This is a genomic window from Actinopolyspora sabaoui (assembly GCF_051225635.1).
Lineage (GTDB): Bacteria > Actinomycetota > Actinomycetes > Mycobacteriales > Pseudonocardiaceae > Actinopolyspora.
Genome location: NZ_JBMIHH010000008.1, coordinates 185,672 through 207,266 on the forward strand (window position 1 = coordinate 185,672; position 21,595 = coordinate 207,266).

The window sequence follows — 21,595 nt, forward strand, 5'->3', positions numbered from 1 at the left end:
TCCGCCGTGGGTGCATACCGTGCTCATCGCACGCGATAGGGCTCCGAGTCGGGTTCCTTGAGTGCCATGCCGTGCCCCGGCAGCGACATATCCGGCCGCACCGCGCCCTCGCGTGGACGCAGTGTGCCGTCGAAGAGCATTTCCTCGACGCGCTCGTGGTCGCGGAACCATTCGAGGTGTCTGACATTGGGCGTGCACAGGGCCACGTGCGCTGTGAGGTTCTGCGCGCAGTGCCCGGAGACGTCGAGACCGCGAGCCGCGGCGAGCGCCGCGATCCGCTGCCACTCGCCGATGCCGCCACAGCGGGTGAGGTCGATCTGCGGGCAGTCCACGGCCTCGGCGGCCAGCATTCCCGCGAAGTAGGAAGGGTGGTAGCCGTACTCGCCTGCCGCGACATCGGCTCCGACGGCTTCGCACACCCTGCGGAGACCGGTCCAGTCGTCACTGGAGACGGGCTCCTCGTACCACCGCACGTCGAGCTGGTCCAGCAGTTCGCCCATCCGCACCGCCTGACCGACCGAGTACGCGCCGTTGGCGTCCACGAACAGTGCGGTGTCCGTTCCGGTGAGCTCCTGTGCGAACCGTACCCGCGCGAGGTCGCGTTCCGTGTCGGTTCCCCGGGACTCGCCGATCTTGATCTTCACCGCTGACATGCCGTGCTCACTTGCGTAGCGGTGCAGTTGGGTACGCAGCTGGTCGTCGTCGTAGGTGGTGAATCCACCGCTGCCGTACACCGGTACCGAGTCGTGCGCTCGTCCGAGCAGCCGACTCAGCGGCAGCTCGTGCAGCCGGGCCGCCGCGTCCCACTGCGCGACCTCCACTGCCGACATCGCGCACGAGACCAGCCCCGGTCTGCCGTGGTTCCGGATCGCCCGCTGCATGGTCTCCCGCGCGGCGGGGACGTCGGTGACACTGGTACCCAGCACGGCGGAGCGCAGCACCGATTCGACGAGATCCACGATCGCGTGATGAGCGTAGGTCCACCCCAGGCCGGTGTGCTCGGCCGTGTGCACGAAAACGACGACGACAGTGGTATCCGACCAGGCGAGCGTTCCGTCGGCCTCCGGAGTTTCCGTGGGAACCCTGTAGGCTCGTGCGCCCACGTCGGTTATCTTCGCGTCGTTCCCGATCATTTTCGATCGGAGCGGTGGGGGATGAACTCCTGGGCCTTGGACTTCACGCCTTCCTTGACCACCGACCACGCGTCGGGGTCCCCGCGCAGCATCGCTTCGGCGACGTTCTCCATCTGGTCCCAGTTGGCCTCCGGTGGGATCGGTGGCACCGCGGGGTCGGTGACGAACTCGAGCAGACAAGGGCGGTCGGCCCTCACGGCCTGTTGCCACGCGCTGCGGACGTCGCCCGGTTGTTCGATCCTCACCCCGCGTAGTCCGAGCAGTTCGGCGAAGCGCGCGTAGCCGAACTCCGGCAGTTGCTGGGAGGGCAGGAACTGCGGTGAGCCGCTCAGAGCGCGCAATTCCCAAGTCACCTGGTTGAGATCGGAGTTGTTGAGGACCCCGACCACCACTCTTGGATCCTGCCACTCGGGCCAGTAGTGCGCCATGGTGATCAACTCGTTGATGCCGTTCATCTGCATGGCGCCGTCGCCGACCAGCGCGAAGACAGGGCGGTCGGGATGCGCGAACTTTGCCCCCGTGGCGTACGGCATTCCCGGGCCCATTGTGGCCAGGGTTCCGGAGAGCGAGCCGCGGATGTTCCCTCTGAAGCGCAGGTGCCTTCCGTACCAGTTCGCGACGGAGCCGGCGTCGGTGGTGACGATCGAGTCGTCGGGCAACTCGTCGGAGAGCTCGTGGAACACGAGTTCGGGGTTGACGGGGTCGGCCTTCACCTGGGCACGACGTTCCATGGTCTCCCACCAACGGGTGACAGTTTGCTCGACGTCCGCACGCCACGTGCGATCCTCCTTGCGGTGCAGGAGCGGCAGCAGTTCGCGCAGCGTCGCCTGGGCGTCCCCGACGAGGTTGACCTCGAAGGGGTAGCGCATCCCGATCATGGTCGGATCGATGTCGATCTGCACCCCTCGGGCCTGGTCGAACTCGGGCAGGAACTGGCTGTAGGGGAAACTGGCGCCGATCATCAGCAGCGTGTCGCAGTCGCGCATCAGCTCCCAGGAGGGCCGAGTACCCAGCAACCCGGACGCCCCCGTCACGTAAGGCAGGTCGTCGCTGAGCACATCCTTGCCGAGCAGCGCTTTCGCGACACCGGCCCCCAGGGTGTCCGCGACTTCGGTCACCTCGTTCGCGGCACCACGCGCCCCCTGTCCGATCATGATCGCCACGCGTTCGCCCTCGTTGAGGATGCCTGCCGCTCGCTGAACGTCGTCGCCGGAGGGAATCACCACCGAGTCCGAGATGCCCAGACTGGAGGGCACCATCTTGAACGCGTGGGTCGGCGGTGAGTACTCCAGCTCCTGCACGTCACCCGGGATGATCAGGGCGGTCACGGTTCTCTTCGCCCATGCCGTGCGGATCGCCCGGTCGAGGACGTTCGGCAGTTGCTGGGGGGCCGTCACAGTCTGGACGTACTCGCTGGCGACATCCTTGTACAACGAACCAAGGTCGATCTCCTGCTGGTAGGCACCGCCCAATGAGGTGCTGCCCTGCTGCCCGACGATCGCCACCACCGGAACGTGGTCCAGTTTCGCGTCGTAAAGCCCGTTGAGCAGGTGTACCGCACCTGGCCCTCCGGTAGCCATGCACACTCCGACGCGTCCGGAGAACTTCGCGTAGCCCACGGCTTCAAAAGCGGCCAGCTCCTCGTGGCGCGCTTGGATGAAGCGTGGATCGTTGTCGGCGCGTTGCCACGCCGAGAGGATTCCGTTTATGCCGTCCCCGCCGTAGGAGAAGATCCGGTCCACGTTCCATTCGCGCAACCGGCGCAGCAGAAAATCCGAAACCAGTTCGACCATGTGTGGGCTCCGATTCGCGAGGTCTTCGTCGGCCTGCTCGGCGGGTTTCCGCCCGGTGTCCGTCCCAACCGGTGTCGCGGAGTACCACCGTCCAGCTCGTTCAGCGCCGCCTCGACGGGCTCGCCGGTGGACCGGACGAGCGTGGCTCGTGGGAGCGCGAACCCGGGAGTACCCGCCGCGCGCCGCACGGAACCACCGGAGGCAGCGCTTCGGGGCTACCCGGACGAAGGTTTCGGCAAACGGCGATGCAAGCTCCCAGGGCGGGACCGGTACGTTCCCGGGCGCCGCGAGACCTCTCGTGGGGAAGGAGTGACGCCCGTTGGTCAAGCGGTACGAAGGTGCTCGAGTAGATTCCGGGCACGGTTCAGGGAGTGCGCGCGGTTGCCGAGGTCCGACCAGGGGTCACCGTGCTCGCGTAGCCTGGCCGGGATGTCGTGCACGGTGAATTCCCACGGTGTCACGTCGGGAAGCTCGTCCCATCTCAGTGGGGTCGCCACGGGAGCGCCGGGCCTGGCGCGCACGGAGTACGGCGCGACAGCGGTCTGGCCGTACGCGTTGCGCAGGTAGTCCACGAATACGCGGTTGCCGCGTTTTTCTTTGCGCTGCTGCACGGTCAGCGTCTCGGGCTTGCGCTCCGCGAGGACCGTGGCTACTTGTTCGGCGAAGTCGCGTACCTCGTCGAAATTCTCGTGCCGCCGCAGTGGAGCCAACACGTGGAATCCCCGCGAGCCGGTGGTCATGACGAAGGAGGGCAGGGAGAGCTCGTCCAGCAGGTCACGGGTGGAGCGGGCGGCCTCGCGCAGGGTTTCGAGATCGTTGCCCTCCGGGTCGAGATCGAAGATCAGCCGATCCGGGAAGTCCAGTGCGTCCACACGGGACGGCCACACGTGTGGTGTCAGGCAGGCCTGATCGCTCAGGTACACGAGGGTGGCAGGCTCGTCGCACACCACGTGCACGGTCACACCGCCCTCCTTCTTGGGGACGGAGAAACGGCGGATCCAGTCGGGCGTGTGCTCGGAGACGTTCTTCTGGAAGATACGTTGCCCCGTTATCCCATCCGGGTAGCGTTCCGCCGCCAACGGGCGTTCCCTGGTGTAACGCACCATGGTGTGGCCGACTTGCCGGTAGTACTCGGCGATGTCGCCCTTGGTGAAGCCGTCCTCGGGGAACAACACCTTGTCTGCCCTGGAGACCTCTACAGAGCGTCCCGCCGTACGCAGGGTGGTCTCGCTCATGTCCCACGCTCCCTGGTGACTTCGGAAGGCTGCTTGTCCCGGCGCAGCCCCTGGTAGCTGGGGTGGCGGAGCTTGCCGTCCCGGGTCCACTCGGTGAAGGAGATCTGGGCGACCAGCTCCGGTGCGACCCAGCGCACGCCGTGCTCGTGTACTTCCTCCGCGAACGGACTGTGCTCCCGTTCCAGCCGGTCGAGTCGCTTGCGCAGGTCCTCCAGGGCGGCCTCGTCGAATCCGGTGCCCACCTTCCCGGCGTAGGCGAGGCTGTCGCCCTCGTAGTAGCCGACCAGCAGCGCGCCGAGATCAGGGCGGCTCCCGGTCGGTTCGGTGAACCCACCGATCACCAGTTCCTGGCTGGCGACGCACTTGAACTTCAACCAGCGGCGGGAACGCCCGTGCTCGTAGGGGGCGGTGGCGTCCTTGGCCAGTGTTCCTTCCCACCCCCGCGCGCAGGCCCGCTGGTGGTACCGCTCGCCGTCGGTGTCCTCGTACGGGGTCCACCGCAGCGGGTCCGCGAACTCCACCGCGCTGCTCAGCAGTTTCTTGCGCTCCCGCAACGGCAACCCGGTGGTGTCGTAACCGGCCAGGTGCAGCACGTCGAACAGGTAGCACCGAATCGCGATGTCCGAGGGCGTCGATTCCTCGTCGACGAGCTGCATTCGTTGTTGCAACCGGGCGAAGCTGCTCCGTTCGCCGTCGAACGCGACCACCTCGCCGTCCAGCACGCAATCCGATTCGACCAGACGGGGGATCGCTGCCACGATCTCCGGATAAGTCCGGTTCAGCGGCTTGCGGTTGCGCGAGAGAACGTCGACCCGGTCACCGTGCCGCACGATCAGGCAGCGCTCGCCGTCCAGCTTGGGTTCGAACAGCCAGTCGGCGTGGCTGAACGGCTCGTGGACCAGGGTCGCCAGCGTGGGTTCGGACCACGTGGGGGATGACTGCTTCCGGAGATTCCCACGGGACTCGGCACGCACCCTCTCGAAGAGCTCGTTCACTCCGGCTGCCCTCCGTGCGCGGCTATCGTGTTCAGATCCGCACCGCTTCGCACGGAACGGGGTTGTTTCTTGAGCGGCTTGCGCCGCCGATCGGCCCCCTCGTCGGCCACCTTGACCAACAACCACTGGTCCTCGGTGCGTTTGCTCATGCGCAACAAGGTGTAGCCGCCGCGTAGCTTGTGGCCCTCCAGCCAGATGTCGATCCGTCCTCGATCCAGCAGCTGGGCGGTGTCCTCGTCCCGGTCGGTGCGCAGGCTGTACGAGCCGCTGTCCCACACCAGGACGGTTCCCGCGCCGTACTGCCCTTCGGGAATGACCCCCTCGAAGTCCGCGTAATCGAGCGGGTGATCCTCCGTGCGGATGGCCAGTCGTTTGTCCCGTGGATCGATGGACGGTCCCTTCGGCAGTGCCCAGGACTTCAGCACCCCTTCCGCTTCCAGGCGGAGGTCGTAGTGCAGCGTGCTGGCATCGTGCTTCTGCACGACGAATCGGGGCCCGGAGCTCCCCTCGTTGGTGCGAGTGCCACCGTGCGGCTCGGTGGTGCTGCCGAAGTCACGTCTGCTTCGGTATTTCCGTAGTTTTCCCCGCATACATCGGGTTTACCCGGCGCGTGGCGGTGACAAACGGTGTGCCCGACCCCGTCGAGCACGTAACCCGCGGGCAAGGAGGTCGCGCCTCGCGGGTTCGGCGACGGCCGGGCGTGCCCGCGGAGCGCGTCGATGATCGCCAGGTGCCGGGGCGGTGGCTCGTTCGGCCGGTCGGACTTCTCCACGGTCCTGGTCAGCTCCACGGTTCTGGTCAGCGCCAGTTCGGAGGCGAGCGCGCCGACGCGGTGCTTCGGCGGGCGTATCGCCGTCAGCGGTGGATCCGGTCCGAGGCCGCTCGACCACTCCGACCGTTTCGCGGCCACCGTGGATGGCGGAGTGAATTCCCGCCGACCGCACGCGTTGTCGCGACGCGGTCGGCGGGAAGTGTGTCAGCCGAGTCGGAAGTCGGCGACGTGGATGGGCGACGGGGTTGTTCCCGTCGACTCCTCCTGGTACAGCACGGAGAGCACGCCGTCGGCCGCCAGGCGGGAGGTGTCCACGTTGACCTCGCCGAAGGCGTTCATGTCGGGGCGGTCGAACACCACGGTCCAGTCGGTCCAGTCGCTGGCCGCGCTGGCCGCCACGATCTTGCCCTTCGGCATGATGAGGTAGGCGTTGTCGTCCTGGTCGAACACCAGCTGGGTCCGCTGGGTGGAGTTCGACGGGACGGGAACCTCCCGCTTGGTCCAGTCGCCGTCGTCGCCGCGGACGAGGTGGAACGTGCGGCCGTGTTCGGCGCGCTGCTCGGAGTAGTCCGTCACGCACTGGGTGAACCGGCCGGGCACGTAGCTGATCACCGCGTGCGGCGTGTCGGTGGAATCGACCGCCTGGCTTTCCTGGTTCATGAGCCCGTGGTTGGGGCCGAGCGGGTCGGCCACGATCCCGGGGGAGTCGACGGCCACCGGATCCCGGCCGGTGACGCCGACGGTCTCGCCCGCACCGTTGTGCCAGGTCCGTCCCTGGTCGTCGCTGTAGACGTAGCCGGTGTCGTGGTTGGTCAGTCCGCCCGGATCACACAGCACCGACCGGTTGCCTTCGCGCCACGTGAAGGTCGCGTGCAGCCGCCCGTTGTCGTCGTAGGTCAATCCGTGCAGGTACATGTTCCGGGTGTTCGAGACCGTGCCGTTCGGGGCGGTCCACGCCCCCGTAGCCGAGGTCCAGCCGCCGAGTTTCTCCCAGCTGCCGTCGGCGTACTCGGCCAGTTCGTTGACACCGTTGCCCGACCCTCCGGTGCGGTAGCTGAACTGGAGCTCGCCCCGCGGGGTCACGATGAATCGCGGGTAGGTCATGGCCCCGAGCTCTTCGTCTCCCAGCGTGCGTCGGACCTCGCCGAACATCTCGGAGCTCCAGGAGTGGGCAGCGGGCCGGGAGACCAGTCCTGCGGTGGACCTGACGTAGTGGAGCCGGCTGTTGTGCGTGTCCATCGCGACGTGCAGGCGGCCGTCCTCGGGCGAGATTCCGAGGGAGATGACATTGTGCGAGTCGTTGACGCTGAGCTTGTGCGGCAACCTCACGGTTTCCCAACCGCCGTTGCCGTGCGCCGGTTTGCGGCCCACGACGGCGTTGCGGCTGTCCGTGTACCAGGCGGCGTACTGGTAACCGGCGTAGGTGCGAATGGCGTCCTGCTGGAACGAGTTGTTGTTGACCAGCCCGTCGTAGGAGACGAAGTACAGCGCGGACCGGTCGAGCACCGTGTCGGACAGCAGGGTCGCGTCGGGCTCGGCGTTTCCGGGGTTCTGGGCGAAGTCCGGCGGATCGGCCGCGGCGTTGGTGGGCATCACGAGCGCCGCGGTGATCAGCAGGGTCGCGAGTATGGCTCTGCGCATGTCAGGCGGACCTTTCCATCGGTGCTGCGTGCGGTAACTCGGGATCGGCTCTCCAGCGCGTGCGCATGTTTCCTCCTGTCTTGAAACGTTTTAGGATGCGCTGAAGTTAAGTGAGTCACAGCGAACCGTCAAGAGGTCTCGGCGACTTTCGGGGATGAATCCGGTTTTTGTCGGTTCGTCGCGTGGGATTTGTGACGCTCGCGCCGCGATCCGGGGTGCTCGCTATGAAACGTTTTTTAATGCCGCTTCGCGATTGTCGGACCCACTCGGCCGCCGACTGGTTCGAACGCTGGCATCGGCCGGAGTGACTCGTACGGCAGCGGAGCGGACCGTGGCTGGGCCTCCTGCCGCTGTGGCGGCATGTCGTGCGCCACCGAACTCCTCGACGCGGCCCGCGAGCGCGTCCACGGCGGCTGGGTGTACGGCACGGGATTCGGACGCGGAACCGGGCAGAGATCTTCCGTGCTGTTCGAGATCGCTCGAGGCGGGTAGGCTACGGACAAGCGAGATCGTCATAGACCTCTTGACTTTCGGCCCGCTCAGGCTCTGGAACGCACACTGGAACGGACATGACATATCCGCCACAACCCTGGTGGCTGTGCGGCGAGCTGTCCGTGTCGCTGTGGCGACTGCCGAAGCGGCTGCTCCCCGCTGTCCCGGCGGGACTGTCACCGGTGCTGCTGGGGAACACGGGCCTCGTCGGTACCGCTTGGGTGCTCTACCGCTCCGGGAGCGTGCTGGAGTACAACGAGCTGCTCGCCGCCGTGCTCGTGCGGCGCGGAGTCCGGTTCCGTGCTTGTGTCACCCACATCTGGGTGGACAGTGCGGCCTCCTTGCGGGGCGGTCGTGAGTTGTGGGGCATCCCCAAGGAGATGGCCACGTTCGGGGTCGACTCCGTGGACCCGTTGCGGATCGAGGCACACGGGATCGCCTCGGCCTCCCTGGCCGACCGGGTGTCGCTGCCGGGAAAGTGGCCGCTGGGCTACCGGATCGCACAGTCGATGGCCGGGGGAATCCTGGAAAGCCGAGTGAGGGCGCGCGGTCGCGCTGCCGTGCGCACCGCGTCGTGGCAAGTGGATCCGGACGGCCCGCTGGGATGGTTGCGGGGTCGTAAGCCTTTCCTCAGTCTCGCGATGCACGACTTCGAGATGCGGTTCGGCGGCGAAACCGACTCGTCCGTCCACGGGTGACGCGTCCCGGTCGCGGAGAGCGCGCGCCGCCTGCCCACCGCCACGACAGGTCCCCCGGATGGACCGGTAGGACTCGCCGGGTCCACCGACTCCGCGGGCGGGAACGGTGTCCGCTCCCGCCCGCCGAGTGGAGCCCCCGCGTGGGCGGTGTCCGGGGGCGTGCTCGGTCGGTGTGCCCGTCAGCCCCAGCCTGCCTGCGCACCGCCGACGCGTTGCTCGGCCAGGTACCGCTGGTGGCCGGAGGCGGTGTAGGCGCGCATCGGCTCCTCGGGCAGTCCGCGCGATGCGCGCCACTGTGCCAGGGCCGGTCGGACGTCTGTCTGGAACGCGTCCATCAGCACTTCGTTCGCACCGAGCACGTCGTGCTCGGCCTGGGCCTTGTCGAGGGCGGCTCGGTCGACCAGCAGTGCGCGTGCGGTCATTTCCTGCACGTTGAGCACCGAACGGATCTGGCCGGGGATCTTCTCCTCGATGTTGTGGCACTGGTCGAGCATGAAGCGCACCGGGGAATCCTCTTCGAGGCCACCGCTCGCGATGACCTCGTACAGGATGCGGAACAGCTGGAACGGATCTGCCGCGCCGACGATCAGATCGTCGTCGGCGTAGAAGCGCGAGTTGAAGTCGAACGAGCCAAGTTTGCCCAGCCGCATCAGCTGCATGACGATGAACTCGATGTTGGTGCCCGGCGCGTGGTGGCCGGTGTCCAGACAGGTGAACGCTCGGTCACCCAGCGCGCTGACCTGCGCGTACGAGGTCCCCCAGTCGGGAACGTCGGTGTGGTAGAAGGCCGGTTCGAAGAACTTGTACTCCAGTACGAGCCGCTGGTGCGCGTCAAGCCGCTCGTAGATCTCGGCCAGCGACTCGGCGAGCCGGTCCTGGCGGGCCCGCATGGAGTCCTGACCGGGATAGTTCGTCCCGTCGGCCAGCCAGATCTTGAGATCGGTCGATCCGGTGGCGTGCATGATGTCGATGCATCGGAAGTGGTGATCGATGGCCTTGCGCCGTATCGCGGGATCGGAGTGGGTGAGGCTGCCGAACTTGTAGTCCTCGTCCTGGAACGTGTTGGCGTTGATCGTGCCCAGCTCGACCCCGAGGCCTTCGGCGTGGGCCTTGAGGTCGGTGAAGTCCTCGACGTCGTCCCACGGGATGTGCAGCGCCACGGTCGGCGCGAGCCCGGTCATCTCGTGAACCTTGGCCGCGTCGGCGATCTTCTCGTGCGTATCGCGCGGGGTACCGGGGGTGCCGAACACCTTGAAGCGGGTACCGGAGTTGCCGAACGCCCAGCTGGGCAGTTCGATGGACTGGCGGGCGAGCGTTTCGGTGATCTTGTCGAAGCGAGGCGGTACGGTCATCGTTCCCCTTCGTTCGGATCGGCGTTGTCGGGCACCGGTGTGGTGCCCCCGTACTGAGGGCGCTCGTCGAGGTCGGCGAGCTGATCCTCGAGATGGAAGACCTCTTCGAGGGTGATCGCGGCCTGGTCGGCGCGTCCGCTCTGGCCGACGAAGAGGTCGGCCATGTACTCCTCCCAGATCGCGGCCACTCGCGATTCCGCGAGGTGGGTGTCCGAAGCGGCCACGGAGCCCGTCTCGTAGTAGCCGATCAGCAGCCCGTCCGGACGCAGGAACAGCGAGTAGTTGCGTCGTCCCGAGGACTCGAGCTCGCGCAGCATCTCGGGCCACACGGCAGCGTGGCGGCTTCGGTACTCGTCGAGGCGGTTCGGGTCGATCCACAGCTGGAAGCACACACGGGTCATGAGGTCGTCACCGGGTCTTCCGCCGTCGCGGTTCCGTAGCGCTCCCGTTCGATCTGCTTCAGGTCCTTGCCCTGCGTGTTGGGTGTCCACAGTGTTCCGATGAGCAGGGCGGCAGCCAGCAGTCCGAGGATGAGCAGGCCGAGCCCTTGCAGCCCGATCTGTGCCAGCAGCATCGGGAACCAGACGCTGAGTACACCGACGAGCACTCGGGCGGCCAGGAACAGCACGCCCTGTGCGCTGGCGCGGTAGCGCGTCGCGAACAGCTCGCTGGTCCACAGGCCGTAGAAGGCCTGCGCGCCGACTCCCATGGACACGCCCCAGCCGATCGCGAAGAAGAGCAGGGTGAACATTCCCGGCGGGACGTAGATCAGCGCTGCCCAGGCGAGAATGCCGAGCAGGGCGCTGTAGCAGTAGAGCCACCGGCGGCTCATCCTGTCGGCGAGCCGCATGAACCCGAGGTAGGTCGCCGCGCTGGTGCAACCCCACATGAGCACCTGCAGCAGGTACTGCTCGGTCACGGACGTAACGCCCGCCGCCTCGTACACGCGCGGCTGGAAGATTCCGGACTGACCGGCCACGGTGTTCCACAGGGCGTAGACGCCGAACAGGAACAGCATCGCCGTGAGGTTGGCCTTCTTGGTGAACAGGCCGCGCAGGCTGCCCAGGAAGGAGGGGCGCTCGTCCGGGGCGTTGTTCTTGTCGCGCCAGAGCCCGGATTCCGGCAGGCCGCGTCGCACCCACCAGGTGATGGCGGCGACGACGAACAGGTGCGCGAAGATCAGTCGGCTGCCGAGCAGGTCGAGCGGGGCCACCAGGACAGCCAGGAAGTAGCCGATCATCGGCCCGATCGACCAGGCCAGCTGGGCGGTGCCCACGTGCGCCGCTCGTTGGTGCGCCGGTGCTTCCTCGGCGATGTAGGTCCACGAGGCGGTCACCCCGGCGCCGACGGCGATACCGGTCAGTATGAAGGCGGTCAGCAGCATACCGTAGGACGTGGCGAACACGGCCAACAGCACGCCCAGCATGTACAGCAGCAGGTCGTAAGTGTAGATGAACTTCCTGCCGTACCGGTCGCACAGCGGGCCGCCGATGGCCGCGCCCGCCGCGGCGCCGAACGCGTTGGCGCTGAGTGAGGCGAGCAGGCCGACGGCCAGGTTGTCCAGGCCGAACTCCTCCTGCCACAGGCTCAGGCTCGTGGCGATCGCGATGATCGAGCCGGCCTCGATGTAGTTCGACATGGCCACGGCGATCGTCGCGCGCCACCCCGTCGTGCGTTTGTTTCTGGAACGGACCTCCATTGGTCCTCCCATCCGTTGAACCTGGTCTCTCACGCTCCGACTGCGGAAGCAGTAGAGGTAAATCGTTTCAAAGTGATGCGAACCATAGCGGCCTTCACGGCTGTGAACAAGACCGTGCGCGAGATTCGTGTGGTCAGCCCGGCTCGCGGTCGCGTACCGGCGACGCGTGCCTACAGCAGGTGTCGAATACCGGTGGGTTCACCGCGACGCGGGGCCGCGGGATGGTTCCCGGGAGGGGTTCCGGTGGTCCGTGGAGAAGGAAGAGACCTTCTCGGGATGTTTCGTTATGGGGGTGAGACCCTGCTTTCGCTCGGTTTTCGGCCGCGTCCGGCCTTCGCTCCGTAGCGGTGCCGATTACGCCCCTTCTCGGGCCCCAACGGAGGGAGAGAGGTTTCGGCCGACGGGATGGGTTGCGTGATCCCTCGTCGTGCGCCGAGGCGCGGCGGACGAGCGTGTTCCGGCACGACCGAGGCGGGCGCGGATGGTCGCTGCGCCCAAATAAACTTAAAACGTTTTATTTCAAGGCTGCTGCGGGATGTCCTCATTCGGTGAGCGGGATGCTGTGCCGCGTCTCTTGGTCGTGTTCTCCCACGGCGCGGGTGTCGACGAATTCGTGGCGGAGTGCGGCAACGCCGTCGCGTAATTCGGCAGGCGGCCCGCGAAGTGGTTGAGATCGTCGAGCGCGGAGTACAGCTGGGTGTGGCTCGTGCGGGCGTCGACGGTTTTGGTCTGTTCGAGCTGTTCGCCGTGTTTGCTTCTCTGTCGGGGGCGTGCCCGAAGCGACGGGCACGCCCGGAGCGGTCAGTGCTTCGCGGCCGGTTCGTACGCGCGGTACCGGTTCGCCTGCCAGCCCGTCAGCAGCAACGCCACCGCCGCGAGGACGACGTAGGCGTTGCCGACGAGCTGCTGCGGCACATACAGCAGCGGGGAGACATCGGCCGTGAGCGCGTGGAACGCGACCTTCCTGCCCGCGACGACGATCGCCACGGCGAGCAGGAACCGGCTGATGCTACGGGTCCGTACCGCGGAGCCGAGCAGGAGCAACAGCCCGGGAATGACCCAAACCCAGTGACTCGACCAGGTCGTCGGTGAGACCAGCAGCGCGAACAACCCGGTCAACGTCATCGCCACCGGCGGGTCGACCCGGCCGATCGTGCGCGCGAGCACGACGAGTAGCCCGAGGCACACCACTGCCCAGACCCCGTGCTGCACCATCGGCTGCGTTCCCAGCCGCGCGAGCACGCCCATGATCGACTGGTTGGTCACGGATTCATGACCCGCCACGGAGGAGGCAGGGCCGTAGCGGAACCAGTAGTCCATCGACGCCTTGAAATCGATCGCGAAACCGAGCAGCGTGCACACCACGGCGGTGATCGCGCAGGTCAACGCGGCTCGGAAATCCCGGCGGAACAGGAAGAACACCAGGAAAGCCGCGGGCACGAGTTTGATCGCGGCGGCGATGCCCACCAGCAGGCCACGCGGCCATCGCGGATCCCGCACGAGGCAGTCCGCGGCGATCAGCCCCATCAGCACGATATTGACCTGCCCCTGGCCGAAACACGCGTAGACGGGCTCCAACCACAACGGCAACGGGAGCGCGACGGCCGCGACGGCCAACGCGCCGCGAGGCCCCACACCGGGCCACTGGTGCCGCACGATCAGGTAGAGCGTCATACCGATGGCCGCCAAGTCAGCGGCCCACATCAGAAACACTCCCACTGTGACCGGCGGTAGGGCGAACACGCTCAGCGGCAACAGCGCGAAGGGGGGATACACCCAGGGCAGCAGATTGCCGCCCCGGAGCGGGGCCCAGTCCTCGATGATGTCGCCGCCCGTCAGCCAGGTGTGTACGGCCCAGCGGTAAACCTCGAAATCACCCCGCAGGTAGAGCTCCCCGCCTTCCCCGCGAAAGAGAGCGGGCAGCAGCACGAACCACACCGAGACGGCCAGCAGCGGTACCGAAGCGGCGACGAGGACGAACGGATACCGCGTGAGCAGAGCGCGTAACCGTTCCCGTGGGGCGCCACTCGAAGTCGGAGTTTCGGGAGCTACCGATGGTTCCGTGGGTGTGTGTTTCGAGACTGCCACTCCGACATCCGATCACAACGCCGTGAGCGGAAACCGAAGGCGGTCCGACTCCGGTTACGGCACTGATCGGTGTTCGCCGCATTCCGAGCTCGATCGGGGTGGTTTCGCGGCCGCACCCGAAGCGCCCTCGGAAACGTGCGCGGAGTGGTGGAGCTGAAGTTCCTCGTGGCTCTGCCGAAAGTCCGACCGGTGACGTCGAGCACCACCGTCATGGACACGTGAAGTCAGTGACGAGGAACTCTTCTCGTTCATGACCGGACCGGAAATGACGCCCGCTGTCATGGCTGACGCGGTGGTTGCCGCCAGGGGCTTTCTCGTGGACCGGGTCGAGACGCCGCTCGCACCGGAGATTGTCCGTTCGACACGTCCTACGACGAGAACCTCTACGGCTTCCCGGCTCGCGACGAGCAGCGGGCCGCGGTGATGAACGAGGACGTGGAGACCCCGACAAGGGGATGTGTCGCGCGCCGGGTACGCATGGGTGGCGGTACGGGTGTGCTAGATGAGGTCCACGCCGGATCATGTCGGTTTTTCCGCCGATACCAGCACATATCCGAAATCCGGTGAGTCCTGCATTTTTCGTGCTTCTTCGATTCGTTTCTCGAATTCCTCGGCGCCGATCGCTTCCACGTACTCGTCGCGGCAGGAGAGTGCTCCCTCGACGAAATGCCGCATCGAGTGTCTTGCGTTTTTCCCGACATCCGTGATTTCGATTCGGTCCAGTCCGGCCCGCTGGAGCAGGTCGCCGTACTCATCGGTTCTCGACATGATGTACATGCCTTCCGCCGAGGAGGTCTCGCTGGAGTTGTAGTGTTCTTGGGTCGAGGCTTCGTGCACGGTCAGATCCGCGATGGATACCCGGCCACCCGGGCGAAGGACCCGCACGATCTCACGTAGCGCGTGCACCTTGTCCGGCATGTGCACCATCGATTCCAGTGCCATCACCCCGTCGAAGGAGTCGTCCGGGTACGGCAGGTGCATCGCGTCGGCGACCTCGTAGCGAACCCGGTCATCCAGACCGGCTTCTCGTGCCTGTTCGGTGGCGATGGAGATCTGGTGTGGGCTGATGGACACACCGACGACCTCGACCTCGTGGTTTCGGGCGAGCAACAGTGTGGGGGAGCCGGTGCCGCACCCGAGGTCGAGGACGCGTTGTCCGGGAGAAGGGTCGAGCCGGCGGACCACTTCTTCGGTCATCCTGTCGGTGGCCTCACCGAAGGTGCTCTGATCGTGCTCGTCCTCCCAGTAGCCGTAGTGAAGATTGCCGTTCCAGAGTTTCGCCACGACAGTGGCTATCCTGTCGTAAGCGTCCGCGACCTTGCTGCTGTTCGAGGCGGAATCCGAGGTCATCGCGTTACCGCTTTCTTCGTTCGGTGATATTTTTTCTTTTGTTTCGGGATTTCGTCATTTCTCGTGGGTCGGCGTGAGGCGGTCCCTGATAGAAAAGGGAGTACGATGCGTTCTTCTGCGCTGGCGCGTTTGTCGGAATTGTGTGTTCCTGAACGGGGTGGGAGGCTTTGTGGGGTCGGTAATCTATCCCCTGTGGAGGGTCTTGTCCACCCCCGGTGCTTCACCGCCGCGTATGTGCGGCGGTCTCCGGCCCCGACAGTCGATGTGGCTTTGTCCGTCGGTGTCGGTAAAGCGAGATCGAACAGTGGTGTGACGGAATTCGCCGGCAAAGTTTCCGGCGTGTCTCGGGATGTGCCGTGATCTTGCCGGCCGGACCGGTTTTTCCGGCGACGGTCGGCTACAGGAGCTGTGCATTGCCTGCGTCGGACCTTGGTCTTGGCTCGTCGGGCGGCATGCTCAGGGTGGAGGATGGGCGAGTGGACCCGTGAAGATGCCGCTCTCTGCCATATTGTGGGTATCGCTCGGGTGCGCGTGCTGGTTGCGGGTAGGATCACGGTGGGGCCGTGCGTTGTTCTGATGTACCGCACCGCTGTGGTCACCGGGTACTGCCCGAACACCGCGACATCCGTTTTCGGGGTGGTTGATGCTTTCCTGGATCCTGTTGGGTTTGCTAATCCTGTTGTTCGTCGTACCCGCCTCGGTCGTCGTCGTGGTGCTGTGGCGCAGGCAACGCCGGGTTTCTCGACAGCCGGAGCCCGTACCGTCGCCAAGCACACGGGCCCAGCGTCGGGTGCAACGCACCAGGGAACGTGAGGCCGGTGATCACGAGGTCACCGATGTGCTGCCCATCGTGGACGATCGTGATGATCGGCGCGGCGCGCGGTAATCGTCCGATCCGGTGAACGCCGCGTACGCCTCGAAACGTTGTGCCGCTGGGGCACGGATGGGGCTACTCGCGATCAGCAGGGCCCTTCGAAGGCGGACGGCGTAATGCCGGGATCATCGAAGTGGGAGCTCGACTCCGTGTGCGGCTTCGGTACGGGGACCCTGGATGCGTCGGTCGGTTTCGGGGATGGCGATGTCGTTGATACTGGCTTCGCGGCGTCGCATGAGGCCGTGTTCGTCGAATTCCCACATTTCGTTGCCGTAGCTGCGCCACCACTGTCCTGCCGTGTCGCGGCACTCGTACTGGAAGCGGACGGCGATCCGGTTCTCGTCGAATGCCCACAGGCTCTTACGCAGGGCGTAGTCGAGCTCACGTTCCCACTTTTGGGTCAGGAAGGTGATGATCTCCTCTCGTCCCTGCAGGAAGGTGTCGCGGTTGCGCCATGTCGAGTCCGGGGTGTAGGCCGTCGCCACTCGGTGGGGGTCGCGGGTGTTCCAGGCGTCCTCGGCCGCCTGGACCTTCCGTGGGGCCGTTTCTGGTGTGAAGGGTGGATACGGCGGGCGGTCTTCCGACATGGTTCGGCTCCTCATGTGTTGAGAACGCGCGTTCTCCATTGGAGATGATCTAAGATAGGAAACGATCGTTCTCGATGTCAAGGAGTCTCGGATGCCCGCCCCACCCACCGAGGAACGTAATCGTCTGGACCGCGCGGCGCTGCTCGATGCGGCGGAGCGGGTGTTTTACGAGCGAGGTGTCCAGGCGGTGGGGATGGATGAGGTCCGTGCGGTCTCGGCGCTGCCGTTGAAGCGGATCTATCGGTTCTTCCCGACCAAGGAGGACCTGGTGGTGGCGGTGCTCCGGCGGCGCGATCAGCGGTGGCGGGAGAGTCTGGCAGCGTTTGTGGCACGGGTTCCGGAGCCTCGGGAACGGGTGCTCGCCGTTTTCGACTGGCTCGCCGAATGGTTCGCCGATCCCGGATTCCGAGGGTGTGCCTGGATCAACGTGCACGGTGAACTCGGTTCCTCGTCCAAAGCCGTGCTGGCCGAGGTTCGGGCGCACAAGCGGGCGTTCCACGATCAGCTCGCGGGGTGGGTCGGGGCCACCGGGGTGGCGGTGGTCGAACCGGTGTTCCTGCTGTTCGAGGGAGCGGTCGTCACGGCGGGCGTCAGTGGCGATCCCGCTCCGGCCCGGGACGCTCGTGCGGCAGCCGCGACCCTGCTCGGCATGCCGTGACTCGCCGGAGAGCATCCCCTTGCCCGGTCGGATCATTTCCCGCTCGGTCTGGGGCGAGCCCTGCTTCTCGCCATGATCACCATCACAGCATCGCGGCCGGTCGGTGTCATCCCCACCTGTCGTCGTACCTGACACGTTTTCGGACTTTTTCCCGGGGAGGCGCGGGAAACGAGTTGTTCACCGTGGCGTTGATGGTCCGTGGCGTCGGGTTCTCGTTGGTGCGAGTCAATGTCCGAACAGGACTTGTGTTGCGCCACTTTGATCAACTAGCTTCCTCATTCGGGTGACTGTTGCTCATCTGAACGGACGATCCACTGTGGGCGTCCAACCGGTTGAGCAGATCGTGCTCGACACCGCGCTGGGGGATTTCAGTGCGCGGCCACTGACTGATCCGAGGCGGACAGGAACATGTGACATGCGTCGAAATGGTGGTGTGTGGTGACAGGTACGAACCCCCTCTCCGGGCAACAGAACGATGACGGACAGTCGCCGCTGAGTCTGGGCACGACGGCCGCGCGGAATCTGGCGACGACGACGAAGACGCCGCCGCAGATGCAGTCGATCACCTCGCGATGGTTGCTGCGCCTGCTGCCCTGGGTGCAGGCCACGGGTGGCTCCTACCGGGTGAACCGGCGGCTGACCTACCAGCTCGGGGACGGGCTGGTGACCTTTTCCAACACCGGTTCGACGGTGCGGGTGATCCCGGGCGAGCTGTGCGAGCTGCCCGCGCTGCGGGGATTCGACGACACCTCGGTCCTGGAGGGCTTGGCCGAGCGTTTCGAGCAGCGCGAGTACGCCGCGGGCGAGGTGATCGCCGAGGCGGGAAGCCCGACCGACGAGATCGTGCTCGTCGCGCACGGCAAGGTGAACAAACTCGGTACCGGGCCCTATGGGGAGCAGACGACGCTGGGGGTGCTGGCTGGTGGGGAGCACTTCGGTGGTCAGCTCCTGGCCGATGACGAGGCCACTTGGGACTTCACCGCCAAGGCCGTGACCCCGTGCACGGTGCTGGCGTTACCCCGTCGGTCCGCCCAGGAGGTGGTGGACCGTTCCGATGCGCTGCGCACCCACCTCGAACAGGTCCGGAACGGTCCGCAGGGCGCGCACAACGCCGACGGTGAGTCGGAGGTCGCGGTGGCCTCCGGACACGCCGGTGAACCGGATCTGCCCGGCACGTTCGTCGACTACGAGCTCAAGCCCCGCGAGTACGAGCTCAGCGTTGCCCAGACCGTGCTGCGAGTGCACAGCCGGGTCGCGGATCTGTACAACGAGCCGATGGACCAGACCGAGCAGCAGCTTCGGCTGACCATCCAGGAGCTGCGCGAGGAGCAGGAGAAGGAGCTGGTCACCAACCCCGAGTTCGGGTTGCTGCCCAACGCCGACCTGCGCCAGCGCATCCACACCCGCACCGGTCCGCCCACCCCGGACGACATGGACGAGCTGCTGTCGCTGGTGTGGAAGGACCCCGGATTCTTCCTGGCACACCCGCGCGCCATCGCGGCGTTCGGACGTGAGTGCAGTCGCCGCGGGTTGTATCCGGCCAGTGTGGACATCGGTGGGCATCAGGTGCCCGCCTGGCGGGGTGTGCCGATTTTCCCGAGCAACAAGCTGCCGATGAGCAGCACCCGGACCACCTCGATCATGCTGATGCGCACCGGCGAGGCCAATCAGGGCGTGGTCGGGCTGCATCAGACCGGTCTTCCCGACGAGTACGAGCCGGGCCTGTCCGTGCGGTTCATGGGGATCAACGAGAAGGCCTTGATCTCGTACCTGGTCTCCACCTACTACTCGGCGGCGGTGCTCGTGCCGGACGCGCTGGCGGTGCTGGACGACGTCGAGACCGGCAGGGAAGGCTGAGCCCGTGGCGAGCCAACCGTTCGAACTTCCGGAGTTCTACCTGCCATGGCCCGCCCGGTTGAACTCGCATCTGCAGCGTACGCGCGAGCACTCCACGGCGTGGGCGCGTCGGATGGAGATGGTCACCTCCGGTGGCGCGGCGGGCAGCAGCGGTGCGTTCGCCTGGGACGAAGCCACGTTCGACTCGGCCGACTATCCGTTGTTGTGCGCCTACACCCACCCGGACGCCACCGCCGCGGACCTGGATCTGGTCACCGACTGGTACGTGTGGGTGTTCTACTTCGACGACCACTTCCTGGAGCACTACAAGCACACCGGGGACCTCGCCGGGGCCCGGCGGTATCTGGCGGGTTTGTCGGCGTTCATGCCGACCGATCCGGCCGAGCGTCCGCCGGAACCGACGAATCCGGTGGAGTGGGGCCTTGTCGACCTCTGGAACCGCACGACCTCGATCATGTCGGCCGACTGGCTCGTCCGGTTCGCCGAGGCCACGCGCAACCTGCTCGAGGACTGCGTGTGGGAGCTGACCAACATCAACCAGGGACGGGTGCCCAACCCGGTCGACTACATCGAGATGCGCCGCAAGGTGGGTGGTGCCCCTTGGTCCGCCGGGCTCGTCGAGCTCGCCGCTCGCGCCGAGATCCCGGCTTCGGTCGCCGCGAGCAGGCCGATGCGGGTGCTCACCGACACGTTCTCCGACGGGGTGCACCTGCGCAACGACCTGTTCTCCTACCAGCGCGAGACCCAGGAGGAAGGCGAGGTCAACAACGGCGTGCTGGTCATGGAGACCTTCTTCGGAACCGGCCCGCAACGGGCGGCCGAGCTCACCAACGACCTGCTGACCTCCCGGCTGGAGCAGTTCGACAACACCGCGCTGACCGAGGTGCCCGCGCTGTGCGACGAGCACGCCCTGGGGCCGGATGAGCGGGCCAGGGTGCTGGCCTACGTCAAGGGGCTACAGGACTGGCAGGCCGGTGGGCACGAGTGGCACACCCAGTCCAGCCGGTACATGAACGAAGGCGTCACCACGACACCCACCGCCACGGACCTCACCGGTCCGACCGGGCTGGGTACCTCGGCGGCCCGGGCGTTCACCCGGCTGCGGCCCGGCCTGCGACGCCGGGCCCAGCAGCGGTCCCACACCCCGTTCCAGCCGGTGGGACATCTGACGCTGCCGGAGCTGTACATGCCGTACTCGGTGCGGATGAGTCCACACCTGGACAACGCCCGTGAGCACGGCGTCGACTGGGCCCGACGGATGGGCATGTTCGACTCGGTGCCCGGGGTGGAATCCCACGGGGTGTGGGACGAGCGCCGGTTCATCGGTTTCGACTTCGCCCACTGCGCGGCGATGATCCATGCCGACGCGAGCTCGGAACGGCTCGACCTGTCGGCGGACTGGCTGGCCTGGGGAACCTACGGCGACGACTACTTCCCCGTCGTGTTCGGAGCGACCCGCAATCTGGCGGCGGCCAGGGCGTGCAACGACCGGTTGTCGGCGTTCATGCCCGTGAACGGCGAGTCCACACCGGAACCGAGCAATCCGATCGAGCGGGGACTGGCTGATCTGTGGCGACGTACCGCCGGGCCCATGCCCACCGCGGCGCGGCGTCAGTTCCGCACCGCGGTGGAGGAGATGACCGCCAGTTGGTTGTGGGAACTGGACAACCAGGCCCAGCACCGGGTGCCGGACCCGGTCGACTACCTCGAGATGCGTCGCAAGACGTTCGGCTCGGACATGACGATGAGCCTGTCCCGGCTGTCGAATCTCGACGTCGTTCCCGCCGAGGTGTACCGGAGCACTGTGGTCCGGGAGATGGAAACCGCCGCGCAGGACTACGCCTGCCTGACCAACGACTTGTTCTCCTACCAGAAGGAGATCGAGTTCGAGGGCGAGGTCCACAACCTGGTCCTGGTCGTCGAGCGATTCCTCGACGTCGACCGGTGGCAGGCCCGCGACGTCGTGGCCGAGGTGATGAACGCCCGGATGCGGCAGTTCCAGCGGATCCTCACCGAGCAGCTACCCCGGGTGTTCGAGGAGTTCGGACTCGACGAGTCCGCCCGCCGGGTGCTCATCGGCCACGCCGAGGGGCTGCAGGACTGGATGTCCGGAATCCTGGAGTGGCACCGCAGGTGCGTGCGCTACACCGAGGCCGAACTGCGCCGTCGTCACGAGCCGGGGGTTACCGCGATCGGGGTATCACCGCCCGGGGGTGCTTCCGATATCGCGCCCCCGCAGGGGGCGCTCACGACACGGCAGCGCCTGGCCGGCCCCACCGGCCTGGGAGCGGCGGCCCGCATCGCCGTGCCGAGGGGAACCACGGGCCGGAGCCGGCCCGAAACCGGGTGACCGGTTCCGCGGTTGCCCGCT

At 66.5% G+C, this 21,595-nt stretch carries 17 protein-coding genes; 5 read left to right on the forward strand and 12 right to left on the reverse strand.

Features of this window, described 5'->3' with window-relative positions:
* Positions 1–23: 23 nt before the first annotated feature.
* From ACOQFL_RS16555 to ACOQFL_RS16580, 6 genes are all read right to left on the reverse strand, one after another.
* A complete protein-coding gene (locus ACOQFL_RS16555; RefSeq protein WP_435545078.1) occupies positions 24–1,133 on the reverse strand; it encodes an enolase C-terminal domain-like protein in 1,110 nt (369 codons plus the stop codon).
* Positions 1,130–2,926: a thiamine pyrophosphate-requiring protein gene (locus tag ACOQFL_RS16560; RefSeq protein WP_435545079.1), complete on the reverse strand. Its 1,797-nt coding sequence runs from the start codon at positions 2,924–2,926 to the stop codon at positions 1,130–1,132. The genes ACOQFL_RS16555 and ACOQFL_RS16560 overlap by 4 nt, the downstream gene beginning before the upstream one ends.
* A 323-nt stretch (positions 2,927–3,249) precedes the next feature.
* Positions 3,250–4,161, reverse strand: coding sequence for a non-homologous end-joining DNA ligase (gene ligD, locus ACOQFL_RS16565; protein ID WP_435545080.1), 912 nt, complete (start codon positions 4,159–4,161; stop codon positions 3,250–3,252).
* Positions 4,158–5,156, reverse strand: coding sequence for a non-homologous end-joining DNA ligase (gene ligD, locus ACOQFL_RS16570; RefSeq protein WP_435545081.1), 999 nt, complete (start codon positions 5,154–5,156; stop codon positions 4,158–4,160). Before ligD (ACOQFL_RS16570) ends, ligD (ACOQFL_RS16565) begins: the two co-directional genes overlap by 4 nt.
* Positions 5,153–5,746: a DNA polymerase ligase N-terminal domain-containing protein gene (locus tag ACOQFL_RS16575; protein WP_435545082.1), complete on the reverse strand. Its 594-nt coding sequence runs from the start codon at positions 5,744–5,746 to the stop codon at positions 5,153–5,155. The genes ligD (ACOQFL_RS16570) and ACOQFL_RS16575 overlap by 4 nt, the downstream gene beginning before the upstream one ends.
* A gap of 386 nt (positions 5,747–6,132) precedes the next feature.
* On the reverse strand, positions 6,133–7,569 hold the full coding sequence (locus ACOQFL_RS16580; RefSeq protein WP_435545083.1) for a BNR repeat-containing protein: 1,437 nt from the start codon (positions 7,567–7,569) through the stop codon (positions 6,133–6,135).
* 569 nt (positions 7,570–8,138) lie between these two features.
* Between ACOQFL_RS16580 and ACOQFL_RS16585 the strand changes: the two genes are divergently transcribed.
* On the forward strand, positions 8,139–8,759 hold the full coding sequence (locus ACOQFL_RS16585) for an acetoacetate decarboxylase family protein (RefSeq protein ID WP_435545084.1): 621 nt from the start codon (positions 8,139–8,141) through the stop codon (positions 8,757–8,759).
* A gap of 179 nt (positions 8,760–8,938) precedes the next feature.
* Here the strand turns inward: ACOQFL_RS16585 and rhaI are convergent, their stop codons facing one another.
* The 5 genes from rhaI to ACOQFL_RS16610 all read right to left on the reverse strand — a co-directional run bounded on the left by rhaI (position 8,939) and on the right by ACOQFL_RS16610 (position 15,248).
* Positions 8,939–10,111, reverse strand: coding sequence for an L-rhamnose isomerase (rhaI, locus tag ACOQFL_RS16590; RefSeq protein ID WP_435545085.1), 1,173 nt, complete (start codon positions 10,109–10,111; stop codon positions 8,939–8,941).
* Positions 10,108–10,512: an L-rhamnose mutarotase gene (locus ACOQFL_RS16595; protein WP_435545086.1), complete on the reverse strand. Its 405-nt coding sequence runs from the start codon at positions 10,510–10,512 to the stop codon at positions 10,108–10,110. The genes rhaI and ACOQFL_RS16595 overlap by 4 nt, the downstream gene beginning before the upstream one ends.
* The gene (locus ACOQFL_RS16600) at positions 10,509–11,810 is read right to left on the reverse strand and encodes an MFS transporter (RefSeq protein WP_435545087.1); all 1,302 of its coding nucleotides are present in this window, start codon (positions 11,808–11,810) and stop codon (positions 10,509–10,511) included. The genes ACOQFL_RS16595 and ACOQFL_RS16600 overlap by 4 nt, the downstream gene beginning before the upstream one ends.
* Before the next feature lie 801 nt (positions 11,811–12,611).
* Entirely contained in the window at positions 12,612–13,898 is a 1,287-nt protein-coding gene (locus ACOQFL_RS16605) for a glycosyltransferase family 87 protein (RefSeq protein WP_435545088.1), read from the reverse strand.
* A 519-nt stretch (positions 13,899–14,417) separates the two neighbouring features.
* Positions 14,418–15,248 carry a methyltransferase domain-containing protein gene (locus tag ACOQFL_RS16610; protein ID WP_435545089.1) on the reverse strand — a complete coding sequence of 277 codons (831 nt, stop codon included), beginning with the start codon at positions 15,246–15,248 and terminating at the stop codon, positions 14,418–14,420.
* A gap of 643 nt (positions 15,249–15,891) precedes the next feature.
* On the opposite strand from ACOQFL_RS16610, the gene ACOQFL_RS16615 reads away from it, so the two are divergent.
* Positions 15,892–16,134: a hypothetical protein gene (locus ACOQFL_RS16615; protein ID WP_435545090.1), complete on the forward strand. Its 243-nt coding sequence runs from the start codon at positions 15,892–15,894 to the stop codon at positions 16,132–16,134.
* A 113-nt stretch (positions 16,135–16,247) separates the two neighbouring features.
* Here the strand turns inward: ACOQFL_RS16615 and ACOQFL_RS16620 are convergent, their stop codons facing one another.
* Complete coding sequence (locus ACOQFL_RS16620) at positions 16,248–16,709, reverse strand: nuclear transport factor 2 family protein (protein WP_435545091.1); 462 nt, start codon at positions 16,707–16,709, stop codon at positions 16,248–16,250.
* 91 nt (positions 16,710–16,800) lie between these two features.
* Here ACOQFL_RS16620 and ACOQFL_RS16625 point away from each other — a divergent pair, with 91 nt between their 5' ends.
* The 3 genes from ACOQFL_RS16625 to ACOQFL_RS16635 all read left to right on the forward strand — a co-directional run bounded on the left by ACOQFL_RS16625 (position 16,801) and on the right by ACOQFL_RS16635 (position 21,574).
* Positions 16,801–17,367, forward strand: coding sequence for a TetR/AcrR family transcriptional regulator (locus tag ACOQFL_RS16625; protein ID WP_435545092.1), 567 nt, complete (start codon positions 16,801–16,803; stop codon positions 17,365–17,367).
* A 552-nt stretch (positions 17,368–17,919) separates the two neighbouring features.
* Positions 17,920–19,224 carry a family 2B encapsulin nanocompartment shell protein gene (locus ACOQFL_RS16630; RefSeq protein ID WP_435545150.1) on the forward strand — a complete coding sequence of 435 codons (1,305 nt, stop codon included), beginning with the start codon at positions 17,920–17,922 and terminating at the stop codon, positions 19,222–19,224.
* 4 nt (positions 19,225–19,228) lie between these two features.
* On the forward strand, positions 19,229–21,574 hold the full coding sequence (locus tag ACOQFL_RS16635) for a family 2 encapsulin nanocompartment cargo protein terpene cyclase (protein ID WP_435545093.1): 2,346 nt from the start codon (positions 19,229–19,231) through the stop codon (positions 21,572–21,574).
* Positions 21,575–21,595: the final 21 nt, after the last annotated feature.

Bases quoted from the DNA above. Each gene is read 5' to 3' on its own strand.
- ACOQFL_RS16555 (WP_435545078.1), bottom strand. From the start codon at position 1,133: ATGATCGGGAACGACGCGAAGATAACCGACGTGGGCGCACGAGCCTAC.
- ACOQFL_RS16560 (WP_435545079.1), bottom strand. From the start codon at position 2,926: ATGGTCGAACTGGTTTCGGATTTTCTGCTGCGCCGGTTGCGCGAATGG.
- ligD (WP_435545080.1), bottom strand. From the start codon at position 4,161: ATGAGCGAGACCACCCTGCGTACGGCGGGACGCTCTGTAGAGGTCTCC.
- ACOQFL_RS16575 (WP_435545082.1), bottom strand. From the start codon at position 5,746: ATGCGGGGAAAACTACGGAAATACCGAAGCAGACGTGACTTCGGCAGC.
- ACOQFL_RS16580 (WP_435545083.1), bottom strand. From the start codon at position 7,569: ATGCGCAGAGCCATACTCGCGACCCTGCTGATCACCGCGGCGCTCGTG.
- ACOQFL_RS16585 (WP_435545084.1), top strand. From the start codon at position 8,139: ATGACATATCCGCCACAACCCTGGTGGCTGTGCGGCGAGCTGTCCGTG.
- rhaI (WP_435545085.1), bottom strand. From the start codon at position 10,111: ATGACCGTACCGCCTCGCTTCGACAAGATCACCGAAACGCTCGCCCGC.
- ACOQFL_RS16595 (WP_435545086.1), bottom strand. From the start codon at position 10,512: ATGACCCGTGTGTGCTTCCAGCTGTGGATCGACCCGAACCGCCTCGAC.
- ACOQFL_RS16600 (WP_435545087.1), bottom strand. From the start codon at position 11,810: ATGGAGGTCCGTTCCAGAAACAAACGCACGACGGGGTGGCGCGCGACG.
- ACOQFL_RS16610 (WP_435545089.1), bottom strand. From the start codon at position 15,248: ATGACCTCGGATTCCGCCTCGAACAGCAGCAAGGTCGCGGACGCTTAC.
- ACOQFL_RS16615 (WP_435545090.1), top strand. From the start codon at position 15,892: ATGCTTTCCTGGATCCTGTTGGGTTTGCTAATCCTGTTGTTCGTCGTA.
- ACOQFL_RS16620 (WP_435545091.1), bottom strand. From the start codon at position 16,709: ATGTCGGAAGACCGCCCGCCGTATCCACCCTTCACACCAGAAACGGCC.
- ACOQFL_RS16625 (WP_435545092.1), top strand. From the start codon at position 16,801: ATGCCCGCCCCACCCACCGAGGAACGTAATCGTCTGGACCGCGCGGCG.
- ACOQFL_RS16630 (WP_435545150.1), top strand. From the start codon at position 17,920: ATGCAGTCGATCACCTCGCGATGGTTGCTGCGCCTGCTGCCCTGGGTG.